Raw genomic sequence first — 24825 nt, forward strand, 5'->3', positions numbered from 1 at the left:
GTTCCGCCCCTGGCACCGGGCCAGGGCGGTATCTGATCCGCCCGCCCACCGTTTCACACCCCCCAAGCTCAACCAGAAAGAAGGAAGAGAAAAACCATGTCAGACCTTCTCAACACCTACTTCGACGAAATCACCGCCCTGCTCGCGAAGATCCGCGAGGAAGAGCTCCCCAAGGTCGAGGATGCCGCGGACACCATCGCCGACAAGGTCATCGCCGGCGGCCGTATCTTCGCCTTCGGTGCCTCCCACTCGTCCCTGCCGGTCCAGGACATCGTCTACCGTGCAGGTGGTCTGATGCTCATCAACCCCCTCTACGGCCCCGGCATCGAGGCGCTGACCACGCGTCCCACCACCCTGGGCTCCCAGATGGAGCAGATGCCCGGCTACGGTGAGGTCCTCTTCAACAACTCCCCGCTGAAGGAGGGCGACGTCCTCATCGACGTCTCCGTCTCCGGCCGTAACGCGGTCCCGGTCGAGCTCGCCCGCTCCGCCAAGGAGAACGGTGTCTTCGTGGTCGCGCTGACCTCGCAGAAGTACACCGCAGCGGTCGACTCCCGTGTCCCGGACGGAACGAAGCTTCTGGATCACGCCGACGTCGTCCTGGACAACAAGGTTGATCCCGGCGACGCGGTGCTCTCCCTCGAGGGCATCCCGCAGAAGTTCACCCCGGCGTCCGGCGTGACCTCCACCGCGATCCTGCACAGCCTCTCCGCCGCGATCATCGAGAAGCTGCTCGCCAAGGGCTTCTCCGCACCGGTGTTCCTCGCCGCCAACCTCGACGGTGGCGCCGAGTGGAACGCCAAGCACATGGCCGAGAACGCCGACCGGATCTTCTACCTCAACTAGCGCGAACCGGCCACGGACGGCCCGCGCCAGGCCAGCACAGACCGCCCGCCGCCTTTCCCGCCGGAAAGCTGGCGGGCGGCTGTGCAGGTAGACCAGACCCCAAGTATTTCCCCGACCGGTGTACCGAACCACAAAAAGGAGACCGGTCATCCGCAAAGGTGCCCCCAACGGCACCGGAACAGCAAGGAGAAAACCATGAAGAAACTCCCGCTGAAGAAGACGATCGCCATTCTGGCTGTCAGCGCTGTGAGTCTTCCACTCTACGGTTTCGCCGGATCAAGCAGCTCCGTCGGATCGAGTGACATCGACTTCGGCAACCTGTTCGGCTCACTGAACGGGGTCAGCAGCTCCGCTCCCGGAACCAAGGACGAGGGTGACGCCCATCGCGACGGCTGGAAGCTCCAGTACCAGGAGACCTTCGACACCGCCCCGAACCTCGACGCGGTCCCGTGGGTCCAGGACACCTACGGTGACAACATGTGGAACGTCGACGAGTTCGACGACGACGGCATCTACTTCCAGCATCTCGGTGGTCCCTGGTTCGACCGCGCACTCAACAGCTTCAAGCTGCTGCGCAAGAGCGCCAAGATCGGTGACACGGGCTGGCTGACCGTCGAGATGGGTACCCGCGACATCAATCCGGACGGCACCAAGGCGACTCCGCCGACCCTCGAGGTCGAGAACGGCGCCGCCAAGATCAACGTCCCGTGGGACGGCGGCCTGATCCTCACGGCCACCGATCCGCTGCCCAGCGAGTACCGCGTCGAGTACGAGCTCAAGACCCTCGACTTCGGCGGCAAGCGGCCCGGCGGGGACAACAACGGGTGGGACTACGACGGCAAGACCAACGGCTACGTCCCCGGGGAGTGCAAGACCAACTTCCCCTGGACCCGCAGGGGTGACTACAGTCAGGACGGTGCCGACAAGGTCGATGGCTGCGCGAAGCCCTGGGGCAACGTCACCGCGGAGAACGGCTACTACCTGCTGTCCATCATGGACTACGCGCACCCCGCGCCGCACAACAACATCTTCATCCACAGCCACCGTAAGGTCGGCATGGACATCTACTCCGTCAACGGCAGCTGGGCCAGGGTCTACAAGGCCTGCAACCCCGCCACCAAGGAGATCTTCCCCTACACCGAGTCCAACGGCAACGGTGTCAACGAGATCTTCTTCGACGGTACGGCGTGGCGCGACAAGGCCTTCGCCTACAACCAGTTCATCATGTCCACCGAGTGTGGCGTGCGGGACGGCTCCGACAAGAACGCGACCATCGTGTCCGCCGTCGAGCTGCAGCCCGAGCTGATGCCGGAGGAGACCTACAAGTTCGCCATCGAGCGCACCAAGACCGGTTACGTCCAGGAGATGAGCGGTAACTTCAAGAACGTCGGTCAGCAGACCTACCGCTACGAGCGTCCCTTCGTCAGCGAGGCCAACGGTCGGGAAACCGCCATCTGGCACTACAACCAGACCCCCGACGAGTACGACGGTCGCTTCAACGAGACACTGACCTTCGACGAGGGGCAGTACGGTTCGTTCAAGAAGGAGATGTGGCCCGCAGGCTCGGCTTACCCCGACAACTTCGTCATCGGTATCCCGCACCTGAACTACTACGAAGGCTCCGCCACGGTCGACAACATCCGGCTCTACACCCCGGAGTAAACCGACGGTGAGCGGCTCGGTCACCGCGGGCGACGGCTCAGGACGTCGGCCGCGGTGACTCCCGGTGGTCGCTGACCACCGTGGAATACACAACGACCACAACCCCCGTGCACCAACCGAAAGGTGGGCACGCGGGTTGTGGTCGTTTTGCCCGTCGGGACCGGATCTCACGCAGGGGGTGCGGAATTCCGTCCAGGCCGCGGGAGTGGAAAAGCCCGGTGAGGTCAACCCTGAGGTGTATGGCAGCCTGCCTGAGACGAAAGACCGTGGTGGAGCCGCGGGCGGCGTGGACGGGCGGACGATGTGCGCCCCTACCCCGGGGCGGGCACTACGGCGGAGCGGGCGTCAGCGGAGTCGGTTGCGGTCTTCCACGGGCTCGATGGCCCCCGCTGCGAGAGACTTCTTGCTCACCCCGCGTCGGGTGAAGTAGACGAGATAGACGAGCCAGCCGATGGCGGTGACAGCGAGGAAGGACATCATGCGGTAGACGAAGACGGCCCCGAATGCGTTGACACCGGTCATACCGACGGCGACGAGGGTCGCTGTCATCGCGGCCTCCACGGGCCCGAGACCACCGGGCGTCGCCTGGACCGTACCGGCTATCTTGGCGGTCACGTACGCGAGCGTCACCCCGGCGACGGTGGTGTGGTCGGGGCCCGCGTAGACGGCGGGGAACACACCGGTGACCGCCCAGACGCTCGCCCAGAGGGAGACGATGTCGAAACACCAGTTGAGCAGCGACCAGAGGGAGATGACCGCGAACCGCGGCACGGTGAGCCGGACATCGTGGAGCTGGTGCACGTGGCCGAGGATGTCGTCGAGCCCCGCGTTGCGGTCCCGTCGCCGCAGTCGGTTCAGGCGGGGCCACCAGCGGCGGACCCACCTGGCTATGTAGCGGGGATTGTCGGAGGCCCAGTAGACGGCCCACGCCAGCAGAGACATGACGGCGAAGGTCCCGATCAGGGACAGCAGTGACAGATCGGCGCCCAGGATCACGATCGCGGATACCCCGAGGGCGACGAGCCACATGGCCGACAGTGCCCCGGAGAGGACTATCTGCCAGGAACAGACCATGACTCCGGCGCCCCAGGAGCGCATGGTCTGGTACTGGAGGACGGTGGAGAACGCCTGTCCGCCGGGAAACGACGAGGACCAGGCGTTGGACGCGAAGGTCAGTGCGTTCGCGTCGCGGCGCCGGACGGGCACGCCACCGGCACGGAGCAGCAGCCGGAGGACGGTAGCCATGGCGTACAGCGAGGCGAGTGCCGCGAGCAACGCGACCCCGACCCCGAGCGGTTCCGCCCGACGCACGGCCGCGAGCCCCTGGCTGAAGAAGTCGGTCCGACCACGGAGGAAGAAGATCGCCAGTACGACGAAGATGAGCGGCGTGAGCCACCTGACCCAGGGGTTCCGGCGTAGCTTGCTCAGCTTCCGGATCATCTGTCAGAGCCCCGTTCCACCTGGGGGATCCGGCCGTCGTCGGCCTCCAGGCGGGCGAGGAGCTCGGGGAAGGGTATCAGGGCGTCATCCTCACGGACCGTCCGGCCGTGGCGGGCGGCTTCGCCGTCGTCGATGACGACCGCGTGTCCCACGGGGAGGTCACCGGGTGCCGGTACCGCGGTGGGGACCTCCGAACCGTGGCCGAGCCGGGCCGCGGCCCTCTTGATGAACAGGGGCGCCCACCAGTTGTCCTCACGCAACAGGTGCATGACGGCCGGGACGAGGAGCATCCGGATGATCGTCGCGTCGAGAATGAGGGCGGCGATCATGCCGAACGCGATGTACTTCATCATGACGATCTCGGAGAAGCCGAAGGCGCCGCAGACGACGATCATGATGACCGCGGCGGCGGTGATGATGGATCCGGTGTGTGCGGTGCCGTAGCGGATCGCCTGATCCGTGGTCGCGCCCCGTTCCCGGGCCTCGACCATTCGGGAGACGAGGAACACCTCGTAGTCCGTGGACAGGCCGTAGATGATGGCCATGATGAGAACGAGGACCGGGCTCATCAGCGGGCCCGCGGAGTAACCGAGGAAAGAGGAACCGATACCGTCGACGAACATCGCGGTGAGGATGCCGAGGGTCGCCCCCATCCCGAGGATGGTCATGATCACCGCCTTCGCGGGCAGAATCAGCGAGCCGAAGGTCAACGCCATGAGGATGAACGTGGCGATGACCACGTAGAGCGCCATCCAGGGGAGTTTCTCGAACAGCGCCTCGATGGACTCGACCTCGAGCGCCGGGGTGCCACCGATGTAGACCTCCACCCCCTCCGGGGCGTCGACCTTCCGGAGCTCATCGACGACAGACCCGTTCAGGCTGCGGTCGGTGATCCCGGCGGTCAGGACCGTGGTTCCGTCCTTGGTGGGTGAACTGGGGCTGAATCGGCCGGTTAGGCCGGGAACGGAGTTGGCCTGCTGGTAGACCTGCACCAGCTGCTCGTTGGTGGCGCCGGTGACGACGAGCTTGATGGGCTCGGTGCGGAAGGTGGGGAACGTCGAATCGAACTCGGCCTGGGCCTGCCGGACCTCGTTGGCCGGGGGAAGATACGTCTCGTTGATGCCGCCGAACTTCACCCCCGCCAACGGCAGGGTGAGCAGGAGGAGCCCGGCGACGATGACCAGCGTGACGATCTTCGAGTGCCGCATAGCCCAGGCCGGGACACGGCCCCAGAAGCTCCGGGTGACGTCCTCACCCGCGTGTGAGGTCTTCCGGATAGCGAACTTGTCCACCCTCCGCCCGAGGAGACCGAAGATGCTGGGCAGCACGGTGATGGACAGCAGCGCCGCGAGCCCCACTGCGCTGATCGCACCGTAGGCGACGGACTTGAGGAACGCCTGGGGGAAGATGAGCAGGCCGGACAGTGCGACGGCGACCATGCCCGCCGAGAACACCACCGTCTTGCCGGCCGTGGCGGTTGTCGTCGCCACCGCGTCGGGGATGTCCGCCCCGCGGTCCAGTTCCTCGCGGAACCGGGAGACCATGAATAGTCCGTAGTCGATCGCCAGCCCCAGGCCCAGGAGCGTCACCACGGACTGGGCGAACACGTTGACCTGGGTGAATCCGGCGAGAATGGAGAGGATTCCGAGCGATCCGAGGATCGACAGGACACCGACGATCAGCGGCATGGTGGCAGCGATGATCGACCCGAAGACGATGATGAGCAGCAGCGCCACCGCGGGCAGCGCGTAGACCTCGGCCCGGGAGACATCGCCCGCCATGCCCTCATCGAGGGCGTCCGCGACGGCGGTCGATCCGGCCACGGACACCTCGAAGCCGTCGGGCAGACCGTCCGGGACTAGAGCGTCCTCGACCGCACGGAAGTCCTTCAGCGTCTGTTCACCGTCACCCTTCAGGCCGATCGCCGCGAACGCGGTGCGGTGGTCCTCCGTGACGAGCTGCCGGTTCCGGGTCTTGTCGAAGTACCCGGTGACGTGGCTGATCTCATCGGGATGCTCGGCCCGGAGCCGTTCGAGATGCTCCGCGACCGCGGTGAACACCGCGGGATCGTCGACCGTGGTCCCCTCCGGGGCGTCGACCAGGAGAACGACGTCGCCGTTGTTGTCGCGGCCGAACGTCTCGAGTTCGATGGCGGCCGCCTGTGACGAGGAGGATCCGGGGTCGTCCCAGCCCTCCTGGCTCATCCGTTCGTCCAGGCGCAGCCCGAACAGAACGTAGAGCGCGCAGATCGCGGTGAGCACCACCAGCGGAACCGCGCGGCGGTACCGGTAGGCGAGTCGTCCCCAGGTTGTGAACACGGTGGCGTCGACTCCTTGTCTTCGGTCTCGGGTACGGAACAGTCGGATCAGGAACGGCCGGAGAGGAGCGCCGACAGTGGCCGGAAGGGCTGCAGCCAGGCGCCACCATCGGGGAGCGAATCCAGCGAGATCCGCGGCAGCGGCTCGCGGAACACACCGGGGATCTCCTCCAGATCGATGAACTCGATGGTGTCCGAGCTCACCGCCCACGAGGCGTGCTCGTGGAAGCCGATCACGGTGACGGGCATCTCGTCGGCGAGTTCCTCGAGGGTTTCGCGGAAGTTCTGGCCGTCAGCGCTCGCGACCACGAGACCGTGGAGGATGCCCTCCTCGTGCCGACGGCGGATGTGGGCGAGCATGTCCGGGTCGACGTCGGAGTCCTCGTCGGTCTTCGGCTTCGCGAACACCGCGAAACCGACGTTGCGGAGCGCCTCGACCCAGGGGCGTACGACATCCGATCCGCCGGGTGCGACGTTGGTGAACACCGTGGCCTCAGGCTCCAGGTGGAACCCCAGCTCCTCTGAGCGGACGTCCGCACGTCCGAGGAGCCAGCGGCCGATGGCGTCGAAACGGGGGCGGTAGACGGCGGTGGGCCGTCCCCCGAGGATCGCCCCCAGACCCATGTCGAGGTTCGGTGCGTCCCAGACCAGCAGGAGAGTCTCCGGGCCCGGGTTCGCTGTGGTGTCCGTGTGCTCGCTGTAGTTGTGCGTGTGATCGTGGTGGGCGTTATTCATGGCAGGATCTTTCGCTGATTATCGGGGCAATGGGAAACGGGAGGAGCCGCGCTCACAGGGGGCGCTGCCAGAGAAATTCGGTGATGTCATGGTCGCGGTCCAGTCCCTTGCCCTCGAACTTGGTGATCACCTGTCGATCAACCAGCTGCGGGCAGTCCGGCCACGGCCATCCGCGGTACTCCAGCTGCGGCTCGACATCGACCAGCTCGGAGATCCACTCCGCGTAGTCGGCGTGGTCCGTGGCGACATGCAGTACGCCACCGGGTTTCAGCCGGCTCGCGATCAGGTGCAGTGGTCCGGACTGGATGATGCGGCGCTTGTGGTGCCGTGCCTTCGGCCAGGGATCCGGGAAGAAGATCCGTACCCCGGCGAGTGACCCCGGGGCAATCATGCGGTTGAGCACCTCGATACCGTCGCCGCGGATCATCCGGATGTTGTCGATGCCGCCGCGCACGGCCGCACCCAGCAGTTTCGCCAGGCCCGGCTTGTAGAGCTCCACCGCGATGACGTTGACGTCCGGTTCCTGGACCGCCATCGCAGCGGTGGATGTGCCGGTCCCTGAGCCGATCTCGAGGATCGTAGGGGCGCTGCGCCCGAACCATTCGTCGGTGTCGATCATCTCGTCTGCGAGGACCCTGCCGAGTCGCGGCCAGTGCTCGTTCCACAGGCGCTGCTGGTTGTCGGTGAGGGTGCCCCGCCGGAACGTGACGTTTCCCAGGCGTGGGTAATCGAGCCCGTCGTCGAAGACGGACTGGAGGCGACGACCGGAGGGGAGCTCCCCGAGATCGTCCGGGTTAGGGGAATTATCAGTGCTAGACATCTCCCTCAGTTTGCCTGCTCGGCCGGACAAACTTCAATACACGCCGCAGCGTCCGGGGCGTTCCTCCCGCGGATCTCAGACCGATCGGTCGGGTGAGGCGACCGCGCACCAGGATCCGCGGAAGTATCAGCACCCCTGTGCGGGGGTGTGTCGGGTTACCCTAACCGGGCGCATAGTTCCTCGTCAGTGGGCGTATTTCGGGGGTGTCCAACTGGTCATGACAAATGTGGGCAGTGTCTCAACGGGAGTCGCTGCGAGGTGCTGGTGCCCGGGCTACGCTGGACGTTGAGAACTCTGCCGAACGACAGAAGATGTCAGGAGTAAAGATGACCGAGTCAACAATCCCGCGCCTTGAGGGTGCACTGCCCACGAAGAACGAGGAACTGATCCGATGGATCTCCGAGGCGGTGGAGCTGTTCCAGCCCGAGCGGGTCATCTTCGCCGACGGTTCCCAGGAAGAATGGGATCGGCTCGGTGCTGAGCTCGTCGAGGCCGGCACCCTCATCAAGCTGAATGAGGAGAAGCGCCCGAACAGCTACCTGGCGCGCTCCAATCCCGCTGACGTCGCCCGCGTCGAGTCCCGGACGTTCATCTGCTCCGAGGATGAGTCGGGCGCCGGCCCCACGAACAACTGGATGGATCCGGCCGAGATGAAGGTCGAGATGACGGAGTGCTTCCGGGGGGCCATGAAGGGCCGCACGATGTACGTCGTCCCGTTCTGCATGGGCCCGATCAGCGACCCCGACCCGAAGCTCGGCGTCCAGCTGACGGACTCCGCCTATGTTGTGATGTCGATGCGCATCATGACCCGCATGGGCACCGAGGCCCTGGACAAGATCGGCGACGACGGCGAGTTCGTTCACGCACTGCACTCCGTCGGCGCGCCGCTGGAGCCCGGCGAGGAAGACGTCGCCTGGCCCTGCAACGACACGAAGTACATCACGCAGTTCCCGGACACCCGTGAGATCTGGTCCTACGGCTCCGGCTACGGCGGAAACGCCATCCTGGCGAAGAAGTGCTACGCCCTGCGTATCGCCTCCGTCATGGCCCGCGACGAGGGTTGGATGGCCGAGCACATGCTCATCCTGAAGCTCACCTCCCCGGAGGGCAAGGCCTACTACATCTGCGCGGCGTTCCCCTCCGCCTGCGGCAAGACGAACCTGGCGATGCTCGAGCCCACCATCGACGGCTGGACCGCCGAGGTCGTCGGCGACGACATCGCGTGGCTGAAGTTCGGCGAGGACGGCCGCCTCTACGCCGTCAACCCGGAGAACGGCTTCTTCGGCGTCGCCCCCGGCACCAACTACGACTCCAACCCGAACGCCATGAAGACGATGGAACCGGGCAACTCCCTGTTCACCAACGTCGCACTCACCGATGACGGCGACGTCTGGTGGGAGGGCCTGGAGAACAAGCCTGATCACGCCATCGACTGGAAGGGCAACGACTGGACCCCGGACTCCGATGAGCCGTCCAGCCACCCGAACTCCCGCTATTGCGTCCCGATCTCCCAGTGTCCGGTCGCGGCCGAGGAGTTCGACGACTGGCGTGGTGTCCCGGTCTCCGCGATTCTGTTCGGAGGCCGTCGTCCCGACACCGTTCCGCTGGTCACGCAGGCCTTCGACTGGGATCACGCGACCATGATCGGTACTCTGCTGTCCTCCGGTCAGACCGCGGCCTCCTCCGAAGCGAAGGTCGGTGCGCTGCGCCACGATCCCATGGCCATGCTCCCGTTCATCGGCTACAACGCCGGCGAGTACCTGCAGCACTGGATCGACATGGGTAACAAGGGCGGCGACAAGATGCCGCCGGTGTTCCTGGTCAACTGGTTCCGCCGCGGCGATGACGGCCGCTTCCTGTGGCCCGGGTTCGGCGAGAACAGCCGTGTGCTGAAGTGGATCGTCGACCGGATCGAGGGTCGTGTCGAGGCCGACGAGACCGTCGCGGGCCACACCGCCCGCGCCGAGGATCTCGATCTCGCCGGCCTGGACACCCCGCGCGCCGATGTCGAGGAAGCCCTGACCGCTCCCCCGGAGCAGTGGGCCCGGGACATGGAGGACAACGCCGCCTGGCTGGAGAAGCTCGGCCCGGCCGTCCCCAAGGAGGTCTTCGAACAGTTCGAGGCGCTCAAGGAGCGCATCGCGAAGCACTCCGGTAAGTAGTGCCACCGGAGGTCTCTCGCCCGGGGGCCGTCGACAGCGGATGCTGTCGACGGCCCCCGGGCTTTGTTGTGTCGTGGGTGGGGAGCGGCCTCGTGGCCGATTACCCTGATACCCATCAATTCTGAGGGTTTAGAAACGGTCGAGAACTGATTTCAGGTACACAGATATTTCAAATGGGTTTGATCGGTATTCCTGGTCACGATTCCGAGCTATTTGATGATGTGGTGACGCCCTGCTTGTGGGTACCCCCGGTGTTTTTCGAGGTGAAATGATTTTGTTTTGCTGTAAGGAAACTCTTGATAGAATTTCGCAGGGTTGCTGCCAGGATTCTGTGAGGTATCGGTCGCATTCCAGTCGAATTTCCTCCGGAGAACCGCCGGAAAGAAAAGCGAAGCACGTTCACCTGACCGAAAAGAGAAACCTGACAACATGAATACTCGACAAATGCGGGGACGGCCCCTGTCGATCGTGATCCTGGTGACGCTCGTGTCGGTGTTGGCACTGGCTCTGACGTTCATCTCGGCCCCGACCACCAACGCTGAAACCGGCTCCGACCGGACCGCGGACTACGTCACCAGTGTCGATTTCACGCGGACCTCTGGAACCGCCGCCTCGGAGCCGTTGCGCTCGGATGAAGCACTCCCCTGAGTATCGAGTTCAGCGCCAAGGACTCGCAGGATGACCCCGACAAGGTCGTACAACCGGGGGACCACCTGGTGTTCAACCTGCCGGGGTGGCTACACACGATCAGCAACGCGGTTGATCTCACCAACGCCACGGATGATGTGGTTCTCAAGTGTGAGAACGCCGCCGATGCACACGCCGTCACCTGTGTTTTCACGGATTTCGCCGAAACGAACTCGCAGGATGTCGGCGGTCGGTACACCATGCTCGTCTACGGGGTCGCGGACACCAAGATCATTCCGCGGTCCTTCAACATCGGTTCCGCCACGGTGAACGTCCCGAGCATTCTCGACGAAGATGTCATCGATAAAGGAGTTCTCCCCCGGTCGAGAATCCGAACCAGCCCGAGGTGATCCAGGAGAAAAAACTCGAAGACAGGCAACTTCGTCGGGGTGTCCAATTGGACCGAGAACCTCGGAATCATCCGTTGGAGCATCGTCGTCAACGGAACGGGTGGATCCCTGAAGATCGTCGACAAGATGGAAGGCACCCAGGTCCCGTTCGAGACCTCGAACACCTACGACTTCGAGCGGAAGGGTGGCACCGACATCCGCGTCCGTACCCGGGCAGACGAAGACGCCTCCGGTGGTACATGGGAGTACGCCGCCCACGGTGGCAACGCGACCCCGTTGCCCGCCGATGACTGGACGATCGACTGGAACGACTCCACCGTCACCATCGGAATTCCGGAGACCGAGAAGGGCAAGGTCTACCAGATCAACATCTACACCCAGTTCCCGATGGACACCTTCCCGAACGGCAGCCTCGTCAACAACACCGCCCGAATCGACGGTGTCGACTTCGACTCGGAGACCACGGCGAAGGCGATGGTCGGCGGCTACGCCGACGGCAGGCCCGGGTACGGGAAGATCTCGCTGACCAAGAACGTCGTCAGCGGAGTCGGGGCAGTCCCCGTCGGTTTCACCGGGCCACTCGTCGGTGACACATACTCGGTGAACCTGCACTGGGTTGGTCTCGACGGAACTGAACACGATGAGGTGGTCACGCTCAATGAAGGGCAGGCGGAACTTGATTCCCTCCCGGAGTTTCTCAAGGGAACGAAAGCCACGGTGACGGAGAAGGCACCGGACGACACCGAGAACTACACCTGGGAATCTCCCGTTTTCGAGAAAGCGGCCAGCGACTCCAGGGTCGCCATCTCGGACGACAAAACGGAGGCGGTCGTCACCATCGGTGACAACCGCGTCTCATCGCTGACCATCCGAAACACCTACAGGCCCAGGACTGCGTCGTTTAGTGTCACGAAGGATGTTGTGGGTCTGGATAGTGCCGAGTATGCGGGTAGGGAGTTTTCCTTCTCGTATACGTGTGGTGCTGATTCGGGTGTGTTGAAGGTTGGTGCGGGGCAGACGGTGCAGTCGCCGGAGTTTCCGGTGGGTACCGGGTGCACCGTGGTCGAGGACGGGGATTCGGCTGAGTTTGCGGGGCATGTTGTGGATGTGTCGCCGGAGTCGTCGACTGTGGTTGGCGCTGTAGATGGCAGTGATGATGTGACGGTGACCAACACCTATACCGAGAACCGCCCATCGTCGGTGGCTCCGCTTCGATGTCCTCGGGAGGAGGCAACTGGATCCTTCCGCCGGTCGGTGCGGCGGCACTGGGATCGCTCATCGTGCTACCTGCGCTCTCCTCCGGCGGATCAGTCGCCGCCCAGGGATCCTCCAATGCGGGGACCGTGGAAGCACAGGCTCACACCGGCACACCTGCCCCCGTGAACCACGTTGAACAGCCGAAGGAGGAACAACGGGGAGGCATGCTCGCCCAGACCGGGGCAGACGTTCTGCTTCTCGTCCTTATCGGCTTCTTCCTGATGGGGCTCGGACTGCTGCTGGTGCAGCGCCGCCGTAGCTGAATCCGGATGATCACCGGCAGGTGATCGCCATCGAGCCGGCCCGGGAGGATACCTCCCCGGCCGGCTCCATCAGTTCGGTGATCCGGTACTCCGAGGTAGACACAGGGAGAACATCCCGGACACCACCCGAAGGATGGGCCTACCCCGGCGGATCACGCCCCGAACCGATGCACCGGGACAGAGCCGGGGCGGTCACCGCGTTTTCCGCAGCACGATCACCAGATTGCTCACCGCGAACTCCCGCAGCACCGGTACCCGGACCATCCACCACGCCCACCTCGGGTGATACCGCGGAAACACGCCGCACATCTCGGCCCCGGTGGACTGCGCCCACCGCAGACCGGCGGCACACGAGACGTCGAAAAGCGACCGGCCGAACACGTTCTTCGGCGGATGGCCGTGTCGCCTGGTGTACCGGTCGCGCGCGAATCCACCACCGATGTAGTGCGGGACCAGACCCGTCTCGTGGCCACCGAAAGGACCGAGCCACACCGTGTAGCTCAGTACCGAGAGTCCGCCGGTGCGGGTGACCCGCAGCATCTCGTCGCCCATCGCCCACGGATCCGGAATGTGCTCGGCGACGTTGGACGAGTAGGTCAGGTCGAAGACCCCGTCCCGGAACGGCAGCGCCGTACCCGAACCACGGACGGCCGCATCGACCTCGATCCCGGCCGCCGCCATCTCCCCGACGTCCGGTTCTACCGTGACGTAGGCACAGTCCCGTGCGGCGAAAGCCCGGGAGAAGTAACCGGGGCCGCCCCCGACGTCGAGTATGCGACGCCCGGAGAGACCCGTACCCGTACAGTCGGCGTGGAGCGCCTCCAGAAGTCGGGCGGTGTCCTCCGCCAGGTGCCCGTAGAACACTTCCGGTCGGGTCTGCTCGAAGCGGAAGTCCCGGAGGAGACGGACCGACCGGCGGAGAGTCGCCAGGTGGCGGGTCCTGGCGAGTCGTGACGAGGAGGAGAACAGCACGGTGACAGTGTATCGGTGGCTGCCGGTTAGACTGGCGTGGTCATGAAGATCCTGTTCCTGTGCTGGCGCGACACCACCCATCCCCAGGGCGGCGGCAGTGAGCGCTACCTGGAGCGCGTCGGGGAGTACCTCGTCCGGCACGGACACGAGGTCGTCTACCGGACCGCAGCGCACGACGCCGCGCCCCGCAAGCAGGTCAGGAACGGGATACGCTTCACCCGCGCCGGCGGAAAGCTCACCGTCTATCCCCGTGCCTGGTCTGCGCTACTCGCCGGACGGATCGGGCTGGGGCCGCTGCGGGGTGCCGACGTCATCGTGGACACCCAGAACGGCATCCCGTTCTTCGCCCACATCTTCGGTGGCAGACCGACGGTACTGCTCACCCACCACTGTCACCGGGAGCAGTGGCCCGTGGCGGGACCGGTACTCAGCAGGGTCGGCTGGTTCCTCGAACGTCGCGTGGCACCTCGGGTGCACCGGTCGAGTCCCTATGTCACGGTGTCCGAGCCGTCAGCGGGTGAACTCGTGGAACTCGGGGTCGATGCCGAGGCGATCCGCATCATCCGGAACGGAGTCGATCCCGCGCCGACGGACTTCGCCCGATATCCGGAAACCGGTACGACACATCTGGTGACACTGTCGCGTCTCGTACCGCACAAGCAGATCGAACACGCGATGGACGTGATCGCCGCGCTCGCGCCGACGCGCGACGTGGTCCTCGATGTCATCGGTTCCGGGTGGTGGGAGCAGGAGCTCCGGGACCACGCACTGGCGCTCGGTGTCGAGGACCGGGTCGTCCTGCACGGCCAGGTCAGCGAGGAACACAAGCACGCTCTTCTCGCCCGCGCCATCCTGCACCTGATGCCGTCCCGCAAAGAAGGCTGGGGACTCGCGGTGATCGAGGCGGCGCAGCACGGTGTCCCCACCCTCGGGTACCGCAGCTCTGCGGGCCTCAACGATTCCGTGATCGACGGCGTCACCGGAATCCTCGTCGACGATGAGGAGGCTCTCATCCGTGCGACCGCGGTGCTTCTCGATGACCCGTCCCGGCGCGCCAGGCTCGGTGCCGCCGCTGAGAAGCGCGCCACCGAGTTCTCCTGGGAACTCACCGGCGGACAGTTCGCCGAGCTGCTGGAGCGCGTCGCAGCGTCGCGGTGAGCACCGGTACGGCGAGCCACACTCCCGTCAACCCGAGCCCCAGCCACCAGCGCCAGCCCCGGCGCGGACCCCCGCCGAGATCGTGGACCGCTCCGTCGTCTACGACGACCCCGATCCCGGCCGTGTGGACGGCGTCGATGTCGCCGGCCCGCCACGACTCCACTCCCCGGACCCACCTCGGATTCGGATTGTCCGTGAGTTCGCCGTCTACGCGCAGTACGCCGGGTTCCACCAGGGGGACGGCTTTCGCCCGCGGGTCGACGACGGTTCTCCCGCGGTATGTGATGATCGTCCCCGCGTCGGTGATCAGCACGTCACGGCCATCCGCGGCCTCCGCGAGCCGGGCCCACGCAGGATCCGCCGGCACCGGTCCCAGGACTCCCACCGCGCGGGGGGCATCGGGAACCTGGAGTACAGCGAGGAGGACTACCGCCCCCGCGATGAGCGCCCGGCGCTCCGCGACGAGGGCGGCCAGCGCGGCGAACGCGGGAACGGCCAGAGCGACGTATTTCTGGGCGTCCCGCAGCAGCCCGACGCCGGGCACGTGGGTGAGCGACCAGGTGGCCGCGCCGGGCAGGAGCCACCACCCCAGCGCGATCCCGAAGCCGATGCCCGCGACTACGAGCAGTGGTCGTGGGCACCTGCGTATCCCGGTGGCCAGCAGTACCGCGAGCAGAACCCCGAACACCGCAAACCCCGCTGACCGGGATGCCGGAACCGCCGCCCCGTTCCAGATTCCCCCCAGCCCGAGCAGTGCGCCGGCCGTCCCCACGAGATGCTCCGCCCGGGGAGCGAACGCGGTGGCGCCCCCGGCGCCCGTGCCTGCCCCGCCGAGCAGCGCCGGGACCAGCCACGGGAGAACAACCAGGAGCCCGATCCCGGCGGCGGCCTTCACCTGCCGCTGTCGGTGCCATGAGCACACGACTGCCACCACGATCCCCAGCACGGCCCCCGTGGGCGTCAGCGATGCCGCCCAGAGTCCCACGGTCAGCGCCGTCAGATTCCCGGTGAGTCCGGACCAGGCGATTCCGGACAGCAGCCATGCGGCGATCACCAGGGACCAGTGTCCCTGCACCAGGCGTTCCACCACGAAGGGGTTGACTATGGTCACGGTCACCGCGGCGAGCTGCGGGCCGAGCCTGTCGTCGCCGGTGACGTGCCGCGCAAGCGCCGCGGCCCCCGCGGCACCGGTCAGGCCGGCGAGGAGAAGAAGTACCCGGGCTAGCACTGTGGCGTCGAAGATCAGGCCCGCCAGGGCTAGTATCCCGTCCTGTGGGGTTCCCCGCGCCGGTAGGTCGCCGAAGCCCAGGGCCGACAGGCTCAGCGCCGGGTGGGGGAGCACCACCATGTCCCGCTGGATCAGGGCACCCGCTCCGGCGAGCGGCCACAGCAGGACACCGACGCAGAGGACCGACCAGGCGGTCAGGACGATACGGCGGGTCACGCCCCAGAGTCTACGGCCGGGACTGCGGGCGTCGACGCAGCAGCCAGACGCCGAGGAGGATCAGCAGCGCCCCGGCGATGCCGACACCCCAGCCGACCGAACCCAGGAGATTCAGCTTCGACCGGCCGTCGAGGGCTTTCGCCCACTGGCGTTCCTGCGTCGCCTCGTTCCACTCCGCCGTCATGGCGAGTGCCGTGCGATTCGGGTTCACGGCTGCGTCCGGGTCATCGAAACGGGCCTGCGCCATGGCCTGTGCCTCTGCATCATCGCGCGCGAAGAAGTAGTTGAGGTACTCCCGCCCGTGCACGATCACGCCCGTCGACGGCTCGACCCACACCGTGCGGTCGTTGGCGTAGTAGCGGGTCATCGTCACCCGCTCGTCCGGGGAGAGGCCCCGCTCCTCCAGCTCGGAGGCGGTGTACCAGTCGCGGGCGGGCGTGGTCATACGCAGCGCGTTCAGCGACGCCTTCTCGTGTTCGCTGACCTCACCGTCCAGATTGAACACCCCACTGATGGCGGTGAACATGTTCACGGGGCCGACCTGCTGGTTGTAGCGCATCACCTCGACGTCCTCGTGGCCGGGGCGGACCTCCTCGTCGACGAAGTCGATGGGTTGGACCTCCTGTGCCGTCGTGTCGAAGTAGGGGTACGAGCGGGCGTCCGAGTCGAAGGGGAACTGGTACTGCACGCCCTCTCGGGTGAATCCGTTGCGCATGTCGTCCAGACCGAGCCGCGGAGATGTCGCGTGGAAACTCGACACCGGTTCCTCCACCGGGAGCGCGGTGCGCCGGTTCAGGGTGATCGTGTCCACCGTCGCGGAGATGATGTTGTCCGGCTCCGGTCGGTCGGTCCGCATGAGGACGTTGCCCGCCCGCAGTGTCACCACATCGGCGTCGGCCGGTTCGACGACGCTGATACTGCGGTTGCCGTAGACGGGAGTCGCGTGGCCGATGAAGCAGGACACCGGGGCTCCGTCACCTTCGCACACCGGGTCGTCCGCATGCTCGGGGAGTACCTCCCGGGAGCCGAAGGCGCGGGAATCCAGGAGGGTGGCGTCCACCTCGCGGGTCACCGTCTTGCCGCCCGCATCCAGCGGAATCACCTTCAGGCGCGGCAGGAGGAAAGACGGTAGGAGAACGGCGACGGCGACGAGCGCCACGCCGAGTGTGAGGGCGATGAAACCGGAGACCCGCGAGGTCATCGCGACCCCCTTCCAACTAGGATCTGTGCAAGAACATGTGCCCGGGTGACGCGGGCGGAAAGGCGGCCGCGCCATGGGCACAGAAGGATCGTACCCGGAAACTACCCGGTTCAACGCCTCGCTCGAGGGGCTGCGTGCCGTCGCCTCCATCGGGGTTCTGCTGACCCACGTCGCCTTCCAGACCGGTCTGCCCCCCACGAGCTTCATCGGCGGGATACTCGGGCGGTTCGACTTCTTTGTCCCGGTCTTCTTCACGTTGTCGGCGTTCCTGCTTTGGCGACGCTACGGCCCCCGGGCCGGTCGGGAGGTCTCCTGGACCCGCTACCTGGCCAGCCGCCTGGGGCGAATCTTCCCCGCCTATCTCGTGGTTGTCGCCGCCGTGCTGATGCTCCTTCCCGACGCCTACCGCATTACCGGTGCCCAGCAGGTCGCGAACCTGACGATGGCCCAGATCTACGTCCCGGGTGGGCTCGCGCCGGGACTCACGCACCTGTGGTCCCTGTGCGTCGAGGTCGCGTTCTACGCCGCGCTGCCGCTGCTCGCGGTGGTGGCCGGTGCGCTGCCGGGACGGGCCCGTATCCCCGTGATCGTTCTCGTCGCGGTGGTGAGCCTAGGGTGGGCCTGGCTGCCGTTCGTCGCCGCGTCCCCCGCGCCGGGCGTGGCCAACCTACAGATCCTCCCGCCCGCGTTCGCCTGCTGGTTCGCGGTCGGCATGATCGCCGCGGAGGTCGAGGGCCGACTCACGCCGCGGGTGCTCCGGATCCTGGGCAGCCGGCCGGTGTGGTGGGTGCTCGCCGTCGTCACGCTGTGGATCGCCGCTCAACCCTGGTACGGACCCGTCGGTCTCGTGCACCCGCAGCCGGGTGAGTTCGTGCTCCGCGTGCTGGCGGGCACCGTGTTCACCGCAGCTGCCGTCCTGCCGTACGCCCTTGCGCCCCGGGATGGGTTGCTGACCACCCCGGCGTTCCAGGCCCTCGGCCGGTGGTCCTACTCCATCTTCCTCGTGCACCTGCCGGTGCTCGAGCTGATGTTCCCGCTCACGGGCATCTCTCCGTTCACCGGGCACACAGCGCTGATCGCGGTGCTGACCCTCGCGGTGACCGTCCCGGTGTCCGCCGCCTTGTACGTGCTCGTGGAGGAACCGGCGCGGGCGATGACGCGGCGGAAGATTCGGGAAAACAAGGGAGTTGTCCGCAGGCTGTCCTCGAACACGCCACAGTATGAGTGATCTCCATCATCAAAATCTGCAGCTTATGCTCATTTTGACTAAAGTTGGCCGAGTGAGCCCCCGGGGGCGCGAAGATAAAACGCCTGACCGGGGGCGTTTGCGTGTGCTGAGGGCCACCAATGCCTGGCCAGTACCGGGCATGTAGCTACGTTGATATCGTTATGTGACGCCAAACTTGTCTTCTTCGGATGCGGAATCTCTCTTCAGGTCCGCAGGACCTGCACTGATGTCCACCTACGTGGGCGCAACTTCCGGAGATGTGTCACAGGCGGCGGATCTGTACGTGCGGAACATCGAGATGGCTCGGTGTGGTTCGGTCCGTTCTCCTACTTTGAGGTGGCGCTCCGCAACTCGGTCCATGATGTGCTCACCGGAGAATACGGTGAGCGGTGGTGGAACGACGGATCCCGAATCACCCCTCAGCTGTCCCAGCTCCGGGCAGCTGAATCGGGCGCGGAGAGATTTCGGCCGACGGCGCCCGGAAACAGCTCGCGAGATGACGGCCGGTGACTTCGTCGCCTCGACATCGATGGGACTCTGGGTCGGGTTGCTGCACAGGTCCAATGCGCAGCATCTCTGGCGTCCTGTTCTGCATCGGGCCTTCCCCGATGTCGATGTCACAGCCCTGACGAGAGGTGAGATCTACGATGCGACTCTACGGCTCAAGGGATTGCGGAACCGGATGGCTCACCTTGAACCGATCTTCGGGATGAACCACATTGCGCTGTACGGGAACCTGATTGATGTGCTGGCGTCGATCGATCAGGATGCGGCGAACTTCACGCGACGTGCATTTCCATCCCCGCCACCAGTGCGCCCATGAACGGCGTTCCGGTCCGGAGAGTGGTTCAGCTGTGCTCCTTGGCCGCCGACACCACGGCCGCCACCGATGCCAGGGCCGCGAGCCCAACGAAGGGCACGTCACCGGCGTAGCCGCCCTGTGGCCAGGGGGCGTGGGCGAGCCACATCCCGGCCAGGGCCATCCCGCCACCGGCGAGAACGGACGGTCGGATCAGGGTGTACCGCACCACCACCCATGTCACCATCCCGAGGGCGAGCCCGGCCCAACCACCGACCAGCCACAGGGCGACCGCGCCCCCGAATATGAGTGGCACGCCGGCCCGATCCGCGTCTGCGCCAGCGTCCGGTGCGGAGCTCGTACGCCCGCGGAGCACCGCGAGCACGCACAGAACCACGGCGCAGAGCCACGCCACGCCGCCGCTGATGAGCCCCGCCCGGTAGGGGGTGTCACCGGCGAAGTGCAGCTCCACGGCACCTCCGACCCCGGCCGGGACACGGAACGATCGCGTCGCGGCGTCGATCACGCCCGCGTCCACCGCTGTACCGCCGACGGTGGCGGTGAGACCGTCGAGCGCGGCCCGCCCGGTGACGAGCAGCCGGTCGGTGTCCGACGGTGCGAGATCACGTCCCACGGCGGTCGGCGCGGTCCCGCCGGTGAATTCCTCATCGGTGAGCAGCACCCATTCCTGTCGGGTGCGCAGATGGTGGTCACCGGCGTCGAGCTGTACCGTTCCGCACGACACAAACCCGTCATCGATCCGCGTACTGCGTTCCTGCGACTGATCGGCGAGCGTGATCCCGTGGTTGGGATCCTCGTTGACCGGGCGAGGGTTCCGGCAGTCGGGGGAGTCGAGCCGCACGGTCATGTCCCGGGGCACGGTGAACGTGCGATCGAGGACATCCTCGCCGGTGGTGATCCGCTGAAGTAGGAACTGCCGCACGCCCGGTGACGTGTCCGGCACCGTGACCGTCCGGTGAACGGGATATCCGTCGAGTTCGATCCGGGCGATGCCCGCCCGATCCCGCGACCTGCCGAGGGTCACCCGGACGGTGTCGGTCGGGCCCCCGGGCACGCGGATGCGTGTGGCCTCGTCGGCCACCAGACGGGCATCGACGCCGGCATCGCCGGCGGTGACGGTCACATCCAGATCGTCGCCGGTGGCGGTGATCCGCAGTACAGGTTCGGATACCTGCAGGTCGGTAGTGATCTCGATCCATTCGCCCGCCTGTCTGCCCGGGGTCGGGTACCAGGCGGTGGTGGGGTCACCGTCGACGGCGGCCGTGACCGACGCCCCCGGTGCCGCGCCGCCGAAGCTCGTGGCGTCCGACGCGGACGATGAGGCCCGCACGGTACCGCCCTGCTCGGTGACGCGGGTCAACGGTCCGGCCGAGGGGTAGTCCGCCACCGGGTTGCGCACGTCCGCCCCCTCGGCCGGATCGGCGAGCGGAGCGGAGACCGCGTCCCGCACCGTGCCGTAGTTGCGGGCGACCAGCTGCGGGGTGTCGGTGACGATCTCGGCGTCACCGTCGACGAGGGTGCGTGCGGCGGGGCCGGTGAGGGCGTCGAGAAGCGCGAGGGACTCCCCGCCCCCGGCGACGCGGATGGGTGCATCCGTGGTCGTGGTCATGTGCAGGCCGGGATCGACCTCGAATACGGTGACCGGCCCGAATTCGTGTACCGCGGCGCCACTGTCCCGGAGGCGGTCCAGCAGGTCACCGGCCGGGGCTCCGGGCAGATCATCGCGGACCACGATCATCCCGACCCCCAGTCTGCGGACGGCGCGGACCGCGTCCGCGGGGTCGACGGTCGGGGAATTCAGGACCGCATCGACACCGTCGAGACCACGGATCGCCTCCGGCGGTACGAGGGGCACCGCATCCCGCACGACCCACGGGACATCCAGCAGCGGTTGCAGGGGTTCGTCGCGGGTCCAGCCCCAGTCCTGTCTGGCGAAGGACGTGGACGGGAGGATCAGTGTCCGGGTGTCCCGCGCGTGGGCGTTCAGCCAGTCCGCGGTCTCCCGCCAGTGGGCGGGCACCTCATCCCAGCCGCCCCTGGGGGCCAGCCTGCCGCTGAGGGCCGGTGCGCACGCCCCGAGTGCGATGAGCGCGACGAGGACGGCGGCCGCGTGTCGGCGGCCCGGATCCAGCAGCTGCGCGCGTGTCGACGGCATCGGCAGCGCCCGCCCGAGTGCAGCGAACCCGACGAGCAGCGGGATCCGGACAACCGGATCGAACTTGTGGATGTTGCGCAGTGCCGCGCCGGGGCCGTCGAGGAACCCACGGACCTCGGGGCCGAGCGGTCCGTGCGCCGCCCCCAGAATCACCACCCCCGTGAGCAGCATGCCGATCCAGAGACCGCGTCGTGGGATGGGGTGGCAGAGCCCCACGAGGCCCAGCCCGGTGACGCCGGCGGTGAACAGGACGAACACCGGTGAGGTCGCCAGGAGATTTCCGGCCACCCGTTCGGTGTCGACGAACGGGGCCCAACTCGTCGTTCCCCGCAGCATCTCCGTGGGATTCAGCCACCGGGTGGTCACGTAGGCGTTCTCGATGAAATCCGTGAAGGGGGGAGCGTGGTGGCCGAGCACGAGCAACGGGACGATCCACCACGCCGAAACCCCGGCGCAGCCGATGAGCCAGAGCACACCGAACCGGACCACGCCGGGTCGGCGGTGCAGCACACACCAGGCGAGGGCGAGCCCGCCGGGGACGCACGCCGCGAGGGTCGCCGTGGCGTTGACGGCTCCCAGACAGGCCACCGCGAGGACCGAAGCCGCGATCCGCGATCCGGTCAAACGCCCGGCGACCAGTGGCACGAGGATCCAGGGGGCGAGTGCGACCGGCCAGGCCTCGGAGGAGATTGCACCGAGGGTCGTCAGCATCCGCGGGGACAGTGCGTAGAGGACAGCTGCGATCACCCGGAACGGCGGGTTGCCCACGTCGAGCACCCGGACGAGCCGGAGGAATCCCGAATAGCCCACCCCGAGGACCACGGTCCACCAGAGTCGCTGTGCGATCCAGTCGGGGAGCGGATCCGTCACCAGGTGGAACAGGCCCTGGGGGAAGAGATAGCCGTAGGCCTGGTTCTGCAGCTGCCCCAGCGGGAAGATGTCCGACCAGGCTGCGGTGGCGCGGGCGAGGAACGCAGCCGGATCGACGGCGAGGTCGTGTTTGGTGTCGGCTACGGTCAGGCCCGGGGACTGCAGGAAGGCGAGGACGCCAAGCAGGAACCAGCCGAGGAGATGAGTGCGGGCCGCGGTACGCACGCGTTACTCGCGGGTGCCGTACTCCGCACCGCCGAGGAGAGCCTCATCGCTGCTGATGATCTGGTCCTGCGGGATCTGGTCCTGTCCGGAGAGCTTCGCCACACCGATGACGGCGACGCCGCCGAGGATCACGCCGACGACGACGCTGGCCACCGCCGGACCGAGGGTGCGCCGCGTGTCGGAGTCTGATTCAAATGCCATGGGTGGTTACTGCCGTGATCTCTCGTGGGGTGGGCCGGGATGTGTCGGAGACAAAAGCAGAGACTACCAGCTAATCGTCCTTCTCCTCCAACGGAGGAACGATGAATACCGGTAGCCCCGCGTGGTGCAGAACGTTGTCGGCCGTCGAGGACTGCAACAGCGAACGGAAGCCGGTGTTTCCCCGCGTGCCGGTGACGATCACATCGGGGCGGAGCTGTTCGGCGGCGTCGACGATGGCCGACCAGATCGCCCCCGTCGACTCGACGAGGTGCGCGTGGGCGATGAGGCCCAGGGATTCCGCGATCTCCGCGCCCTCGCGGCAGATGGCCAACGCCTCATCGTGTGCCGGATCGCCGTCATCGTCCGCGTTCCAGTCCACGACGGAGACACCGGGTGCACCCGCTGCGCGGGCGGCCTGCCGTTGCATCGGTTCCCACGCGGTGATGATCTGCACGTGCCGGGGTGAGAGCAGCTCCGCGGCGTAGGTCAGCGCCCGTCGGGCCTCATCTGATCCGTCGTAGGCGATGAGCATGGTGGTCGGGTCGGACTCCGGCATGGCTGGTGCTCCTCGGGTCGGCTGTGGGTACGTGGGATCGGGTGGGTCACCGCGGTCCGTGGCCCACAATCCTAGTCGGGTGGGTACGGTTGTCGATCGGAGTGAGGTTCGCGTCACGGGTCGGACTCCGGCACACTGTGAGCACACAGTGGGGACGGAAACACGGTGAAGGAGGGGCACGCTGATGTTGTGCGAAGCCTTGATCCTGCGCTGTGTCCGCAGCGGGGCCACGATCGCGGTCGGGGGTGCCGTGCTGGCACTGTCCGCGTGTACGGCGGCCACCGTCGTCCCCGGGCCGGCCCCGGAACCTACCGCGCACCGCCACGTGGAGACCGGCGAGTTCCACGGTCCGCCCGTGCCTCCCGTGGTTGAGCTGCCCCCGGCCCCGGTCCCGGATCCGTTGGCCCAGGCCCGGGCCAATCTTCCCGCGACGCAGCGGGAGAAGGTCGCTTCACTGATGACGGTCGGGGTCCGGGACTACGACGACGCACTGTTCGCGCTCCAGCAGGGGGCCGGGGGGATCTTCATCGGTTCCTGGACCGACCCCGCGCTGCTCACCGGAACGGACCGGAACATCGGCACGCTCCGGGAGGCGGTCGGTCGACCGTTCGCCGTCAGCATTGACGCGGAGGGTGGCCGGGTGGTGCGCCAGCCCGACATCTTCGGGCGATTCCCCGCGCCCCGGACCATGGCGGAGACCATGACCCCGGAACAGGTCCGGGCACTCGCCGCGGAGCTGGGGGCGAAACTCGCGGGCGTGGGGGTCACCGTCGACTTCGCACCCGTTCTGGACACCAGCGGTGCGCCCGCCGGCGCCGTGATCGGGGACCGGAGTTTCTCCCCCGATCCCGAGCGGGCGGCGCGGTACGCCGCCGCCTTCGCGGACGGACTCCGGGAGGCGGGGATAACGCCCGTGTTCAAGCATTTCCCGGGCCACGGCCGCGCGACGGGGGACAGCCACTACGACCAGGTGCTCACCCCGGAGTTCGAACAGCTCAGGGAACTGGATCTCAAGCCCTACGGGCCGGTACTGGATTCCTCGCCGGGTGCGGTGATGGTCGGGCACATGATCGTCCCCGGGCTGGGGGAGGAGGGACTGCCCGCGACTCTCAATCCGGCCGTCTACGAGCTGCTGCGCAGTGGTGACTATCCGGGCGGGAAACCATTCACCGGGGTGATCTACACCGACGACCTCTCCGGAATGAAGGCGGTGAGCAACAGGATGAATGCCCCGCAGGCCGTTCTCGCCTCACTGCGGGCCGGGGCGGATATCGCGTTGTGGATATCCGCCGACGATCTGGTCGCCGCGGTCGACACCGTCGATCGTGCGGTCACCGACGGGGGGTTCCCGGTGGAGCAGCTGGAGGCGTCAGCGCTCCGTGTTCAGGTGCAGAACCTCGGTCCCTCTGACGGTTGAGAAAACAGTGCATCACGACCGCGTAACGGAAACGTAACG

The 24825-nt window shown here is 66.7% G+C and carries 21 protein-coding genes; 11 read left to right on the forward strand and 10 right to left on the reverse strand.

The window, feature by feature from the left end; all coding sequences use genetic code 11:
* Positions 1-96: 96 nt before the first annotated feature.
* Together JDV75_RS10510 and JDV75_RS10515 are read left to right on the forward strand one after the other, a co-directional pair.
* Positions 97-846, forward strand: coding sequence for a sugar isomerase domain-containing protein (locus JDV75_RS10510; protein ID WP_198739200.1), 750 nt, complete (start codon positions 97-99; stop codon positions 844-846).
* A gap of 195 nt (positions 847-1041) precedes the next feature.
* Positions 1042-2508 (forward strand): hypothetical protein, encoded by a 1467-nt coding sequence (locus JDV75_RS10515; RefSeq protein WP_198739201.1) that lies wholly within the window; start codon positions 1042-1044, stop codon positions 2506-2508.
* A gap of 345 nt (positions 2509-2853) precedes the next feature.
* Here JDV75_RS10515 and JDV75_RS10520 read toward each other — a convergent pair whose 3' ends face one another.
* Genes JDV75_RS10520 through trmB form a run of 4 tightly spaced genes read right to left on the reverse strand, consistent with a single transcriptional unit; the run spans position 2854 to position 7820 of the window.
* Entirely contained in the window at positions 2854-3948 is a 1095-nt protein-coding gene (locus JDV75_RS10520; RefSeq protein WP_198739202.1) for a lysylphosphatidylglycerol synthase transmembrane domain-containing protein, read from the reverse strand.
* Entirely contained in the window at positions 3945-6266 is a 2322-nt protein-coding gene (locus JDV75_RS10525; RefSeq protein WP_198739203.1) for an MMPL family transporter, read from the reverse strand. The genes JDV75_RS10520 and JDV75_RS10525 overlap by 4 nt, the downstream gene beginning before the upstream one ends.
* A gap of 47 nt (positions 6267-6313) precedes the next feature.
* The gene (locus JDV75_RS10530) at positions 6314-7000 is read right to left on the reverse strand and encodes a PIN domain-containing protein (protein ID WP_198739204.1); all 687 of its coding nucleotides are present in this window, start codon (positions 6998-7000) and stop codon (positions 6314-6316) included.
* A 52-nt stretch (positions 7001-7052) separates the two neighbouring features.
* On the reverse strand, positions 7053-7820 hold the full coding sequence (gene trmB, locus JDV75_RS10535) for a tRNA (guanosine(46)-N7)-methyltransferase TrmB (RefSeq protein ID WP_198739205.1): 768 nt from the start codon (positions 7818-7820) through the stop codon (positions 7053-7055).
* 326 nt (positions 7821-8146) lie between these two features.
* Here trmB and JDV75_RS10540 point away from each other — a divergent pair, with 326 nt between their 5' ends.
* The 5 genes from JDV75_RS10540 to JDV75_RS12005 all read left to right on the forward strand — a co-directional run bounded on the left by JDV75_RS10540 (position 8147) and on the right by JDV75_RS12005 (position 12539).
* On the forward strand, positions 8147-9982 hold the full coding sequence (locus JDV75_RS10540) for a phosphoenolpyruvate carboxykinase (GTP) (protein WP_198739206.1): 1836 nt from the start codon (positions 8147-8149) through the stop codon (positions 9980-9982).
* A gap of 429 nt (positions 9983-10411) precedes the next feature.
* A complete protein-coding gene (locus JDV75_RS10545; RefSeq protein WP_198739207.1) occupies positions 10412-10630 on the forward strand; it encodes a hypothetical protein in 219 nt (72 codons plus the stop codon).
* Between the two features lie 2 nt (positions 10631-10632).
* Positions 10633-11019, forward strand: coding sequence for an Ig-like domain-containing protein (locus tag JDV75_RS10550; protein ID WP_336244341.1), 387 nt, complete (start codon positions 10633-10635; stop codon positions 11017-11019).
* A gap of 39 nt (positions 11020-11058) precedes the next feature.
* Positions 11059-12402 (forward strand): DUF5979 domain-containing protein, encoded by a 1344-nt coding sequence (locus JDV75_RS12000; RefSeq protein WP_336244333.1) that lies wholly within the window; start codon positions 11059-11061, stop codon positions 12400-12402.
* Positions 12399-12539 (forward strand): LPXTG cell wall anchor domain-containing protein, encoded by a 141-nt coding sequence (locus tag JDV75_RS12005; RefSeq protein ID WP_336244334.1) that lies wholly within the window; start codon positions 12399-12401, stop codon positions 12537-12539. Before JDV75_RS12000 ends, JDV75_RS12005 begins: the two co-directional genes overlap by 4 nt.
* Positions 12540-12731: 192 nt before the next feature.
* Here JDV75_RS12005 and JDV75_RS10560 read toward each other — a convergent pair whose 3' ends face one another.
* Complete coding sequence (locus tag JDV75_RS10560; RefSeq protein WP_418884404.1) at positions 12732-13469, reverse strand: class I SAM-dependent methyltransferase; 738 nt, start codon at positions 13467-13469, stop codon at positions 12732-12734.
* 84 nt (positions 13470-13553) lie between these two features.
* Between JDV75_RS10560 and JDV75_RS10565 the strand changes: the two genes are divergently transcribed.
* Positions 13554-14669 carry a glycosyltransferase family 4 protein gene (locus tag JDV75_RS10565; protein ID WP_198739211.1) on the forward strand — a complete coding sequence of 372 codons (1116 nt, stop codon included), beginning with the start codon at positions 13554-13556 and terminating at the stop codon, positions 14667-14669.
* Here the strand turns inward: JDV75_RS10565 and JDV75_RS10570 are convergent.
* Together JDV75_RS10570 and pgfA are read right to left on the reverse strand one after the other, a co-directional pair.
* Positions 14617-16113, reverse strand: coding sequence for an MmpA family trehalose lipid delivery protein (locus JDV75_RS10570; RefSeq protein WP_198739212.1), 1497 nt, complete (start codon positions 16111-16113; stop codon positions 14617-14619). The genes JDV75_RS10565 and JDV75_RS10570 overlap by 53 nt on opposite strands.
* A gap of 10 nt (positions 16114-16123) precedes the next feature.
* A complete protein-coding gene (gene pgfA, locus JDV75_RS10575; RefSeq protein WP_198739213.1) occupies positions 16124-17314 on the reverse strand; it encodes a cell envelope lipid trafficking protein PgfA in 1191 nt (396 codons plus the stop codon).
* 73 nt (positions 17315-17387) lie between these two features.
* Here pgfA and JDV75_RS10580 point away from each other — a divergent pair, with 73 nt between their 5' ends.
* Positions 17388-18542, forward strand: coding sequence for an acyltransferase family protein (locus JDV75_RS10580; RefSeq protein ID WP_198739214.1), 1155 nt, complete (start codon positions 17388-17390; stop codon positions 18540-18542).
* A 496-nt stretch (positions 18543-19038) separates the two neighbouring features.
* On the forward strand, positions 19039-19365 hold the full coding sequence (locus JDV75_RS10585) for a hypothetical protein (RefSeq protein WP_198739215.1): 327 nt from the start codon (positions 19039-19041) through the stop codon (positions 19363-19365).
* A gap of 25 nt (positions 19366-19390) precedes the next feature.
* Here the strand turns inward: JDV75_RS10585 and JDV75_RS10590 are convergent, their stop codons facing one another.
* The 3 genes from JDV75_RS10590 to JDV75_RS10600 form a co-directional block, all read right to left on the reverse strand.
* Positions 19391-22612, reverse strand: a complete 3222-nt coding sequence (locus tag JDV75_RS10590; protein WP_198739216.1) for an alpha-(1->3)-arabinofuranosyltransferase domain-containing protein — start codon at positions 22610-22612, stop codon at positions 19391-19393.
* Positions 22613-22615: 3 nt separating this feature from the next.
* Complete coding sequence (locus JDV75_RS10595; RefSeq protein WP_198739217.1) at positions 22616-22813, reverse strand: DUF2613 domain-containing protein; 198 nt, start codon at positions 22811-22813, stop codon at positions 22616-22618.
* 70 nt (positions 22814-22883) lie between these two features.
* Positions 22884-23369 carry a universal stress protein gene (locus tag JDV75_RS10600; protein ID WP_198739218.1) on the reverse strand — a complete coding sequence of 162 codons (486 nt, stop codon included), beginning with the start codon at positions 23367-23369 and terminating at the stop codon, positions 22884-22886.
* A 184-nt stretch (positions 23370-23553) separates the two neighbouring features.
* Between JDV75_RS10600 and JDV75_RS10605 the strand changes: the two genes are divergently transcribed.
* Complete coding sequence (locus JDV75_RS10605) at positions 23554-24786, forward strand: glycoside hydrolase family 3 N-terminal domain-containing protein (protein WP_198739219.1); 1233 nt, start codon at positions 23554-23556, stop codon at positions 24784-24786.
* Positions 24787-24825: the final 39 nt, after the last annotated feature.

Origin of the sequence: Corynebacterium meridianum, from assembly GCF_016342265.1 — a bacterium.
Taxonomy (GTDB): domain Bacteria; phylum Actinomycetota; class Actinomycetes; order Mycobacteriales; family Mycobacteriaceae; genus Corynebacterium; species Corynebacterium meridianum.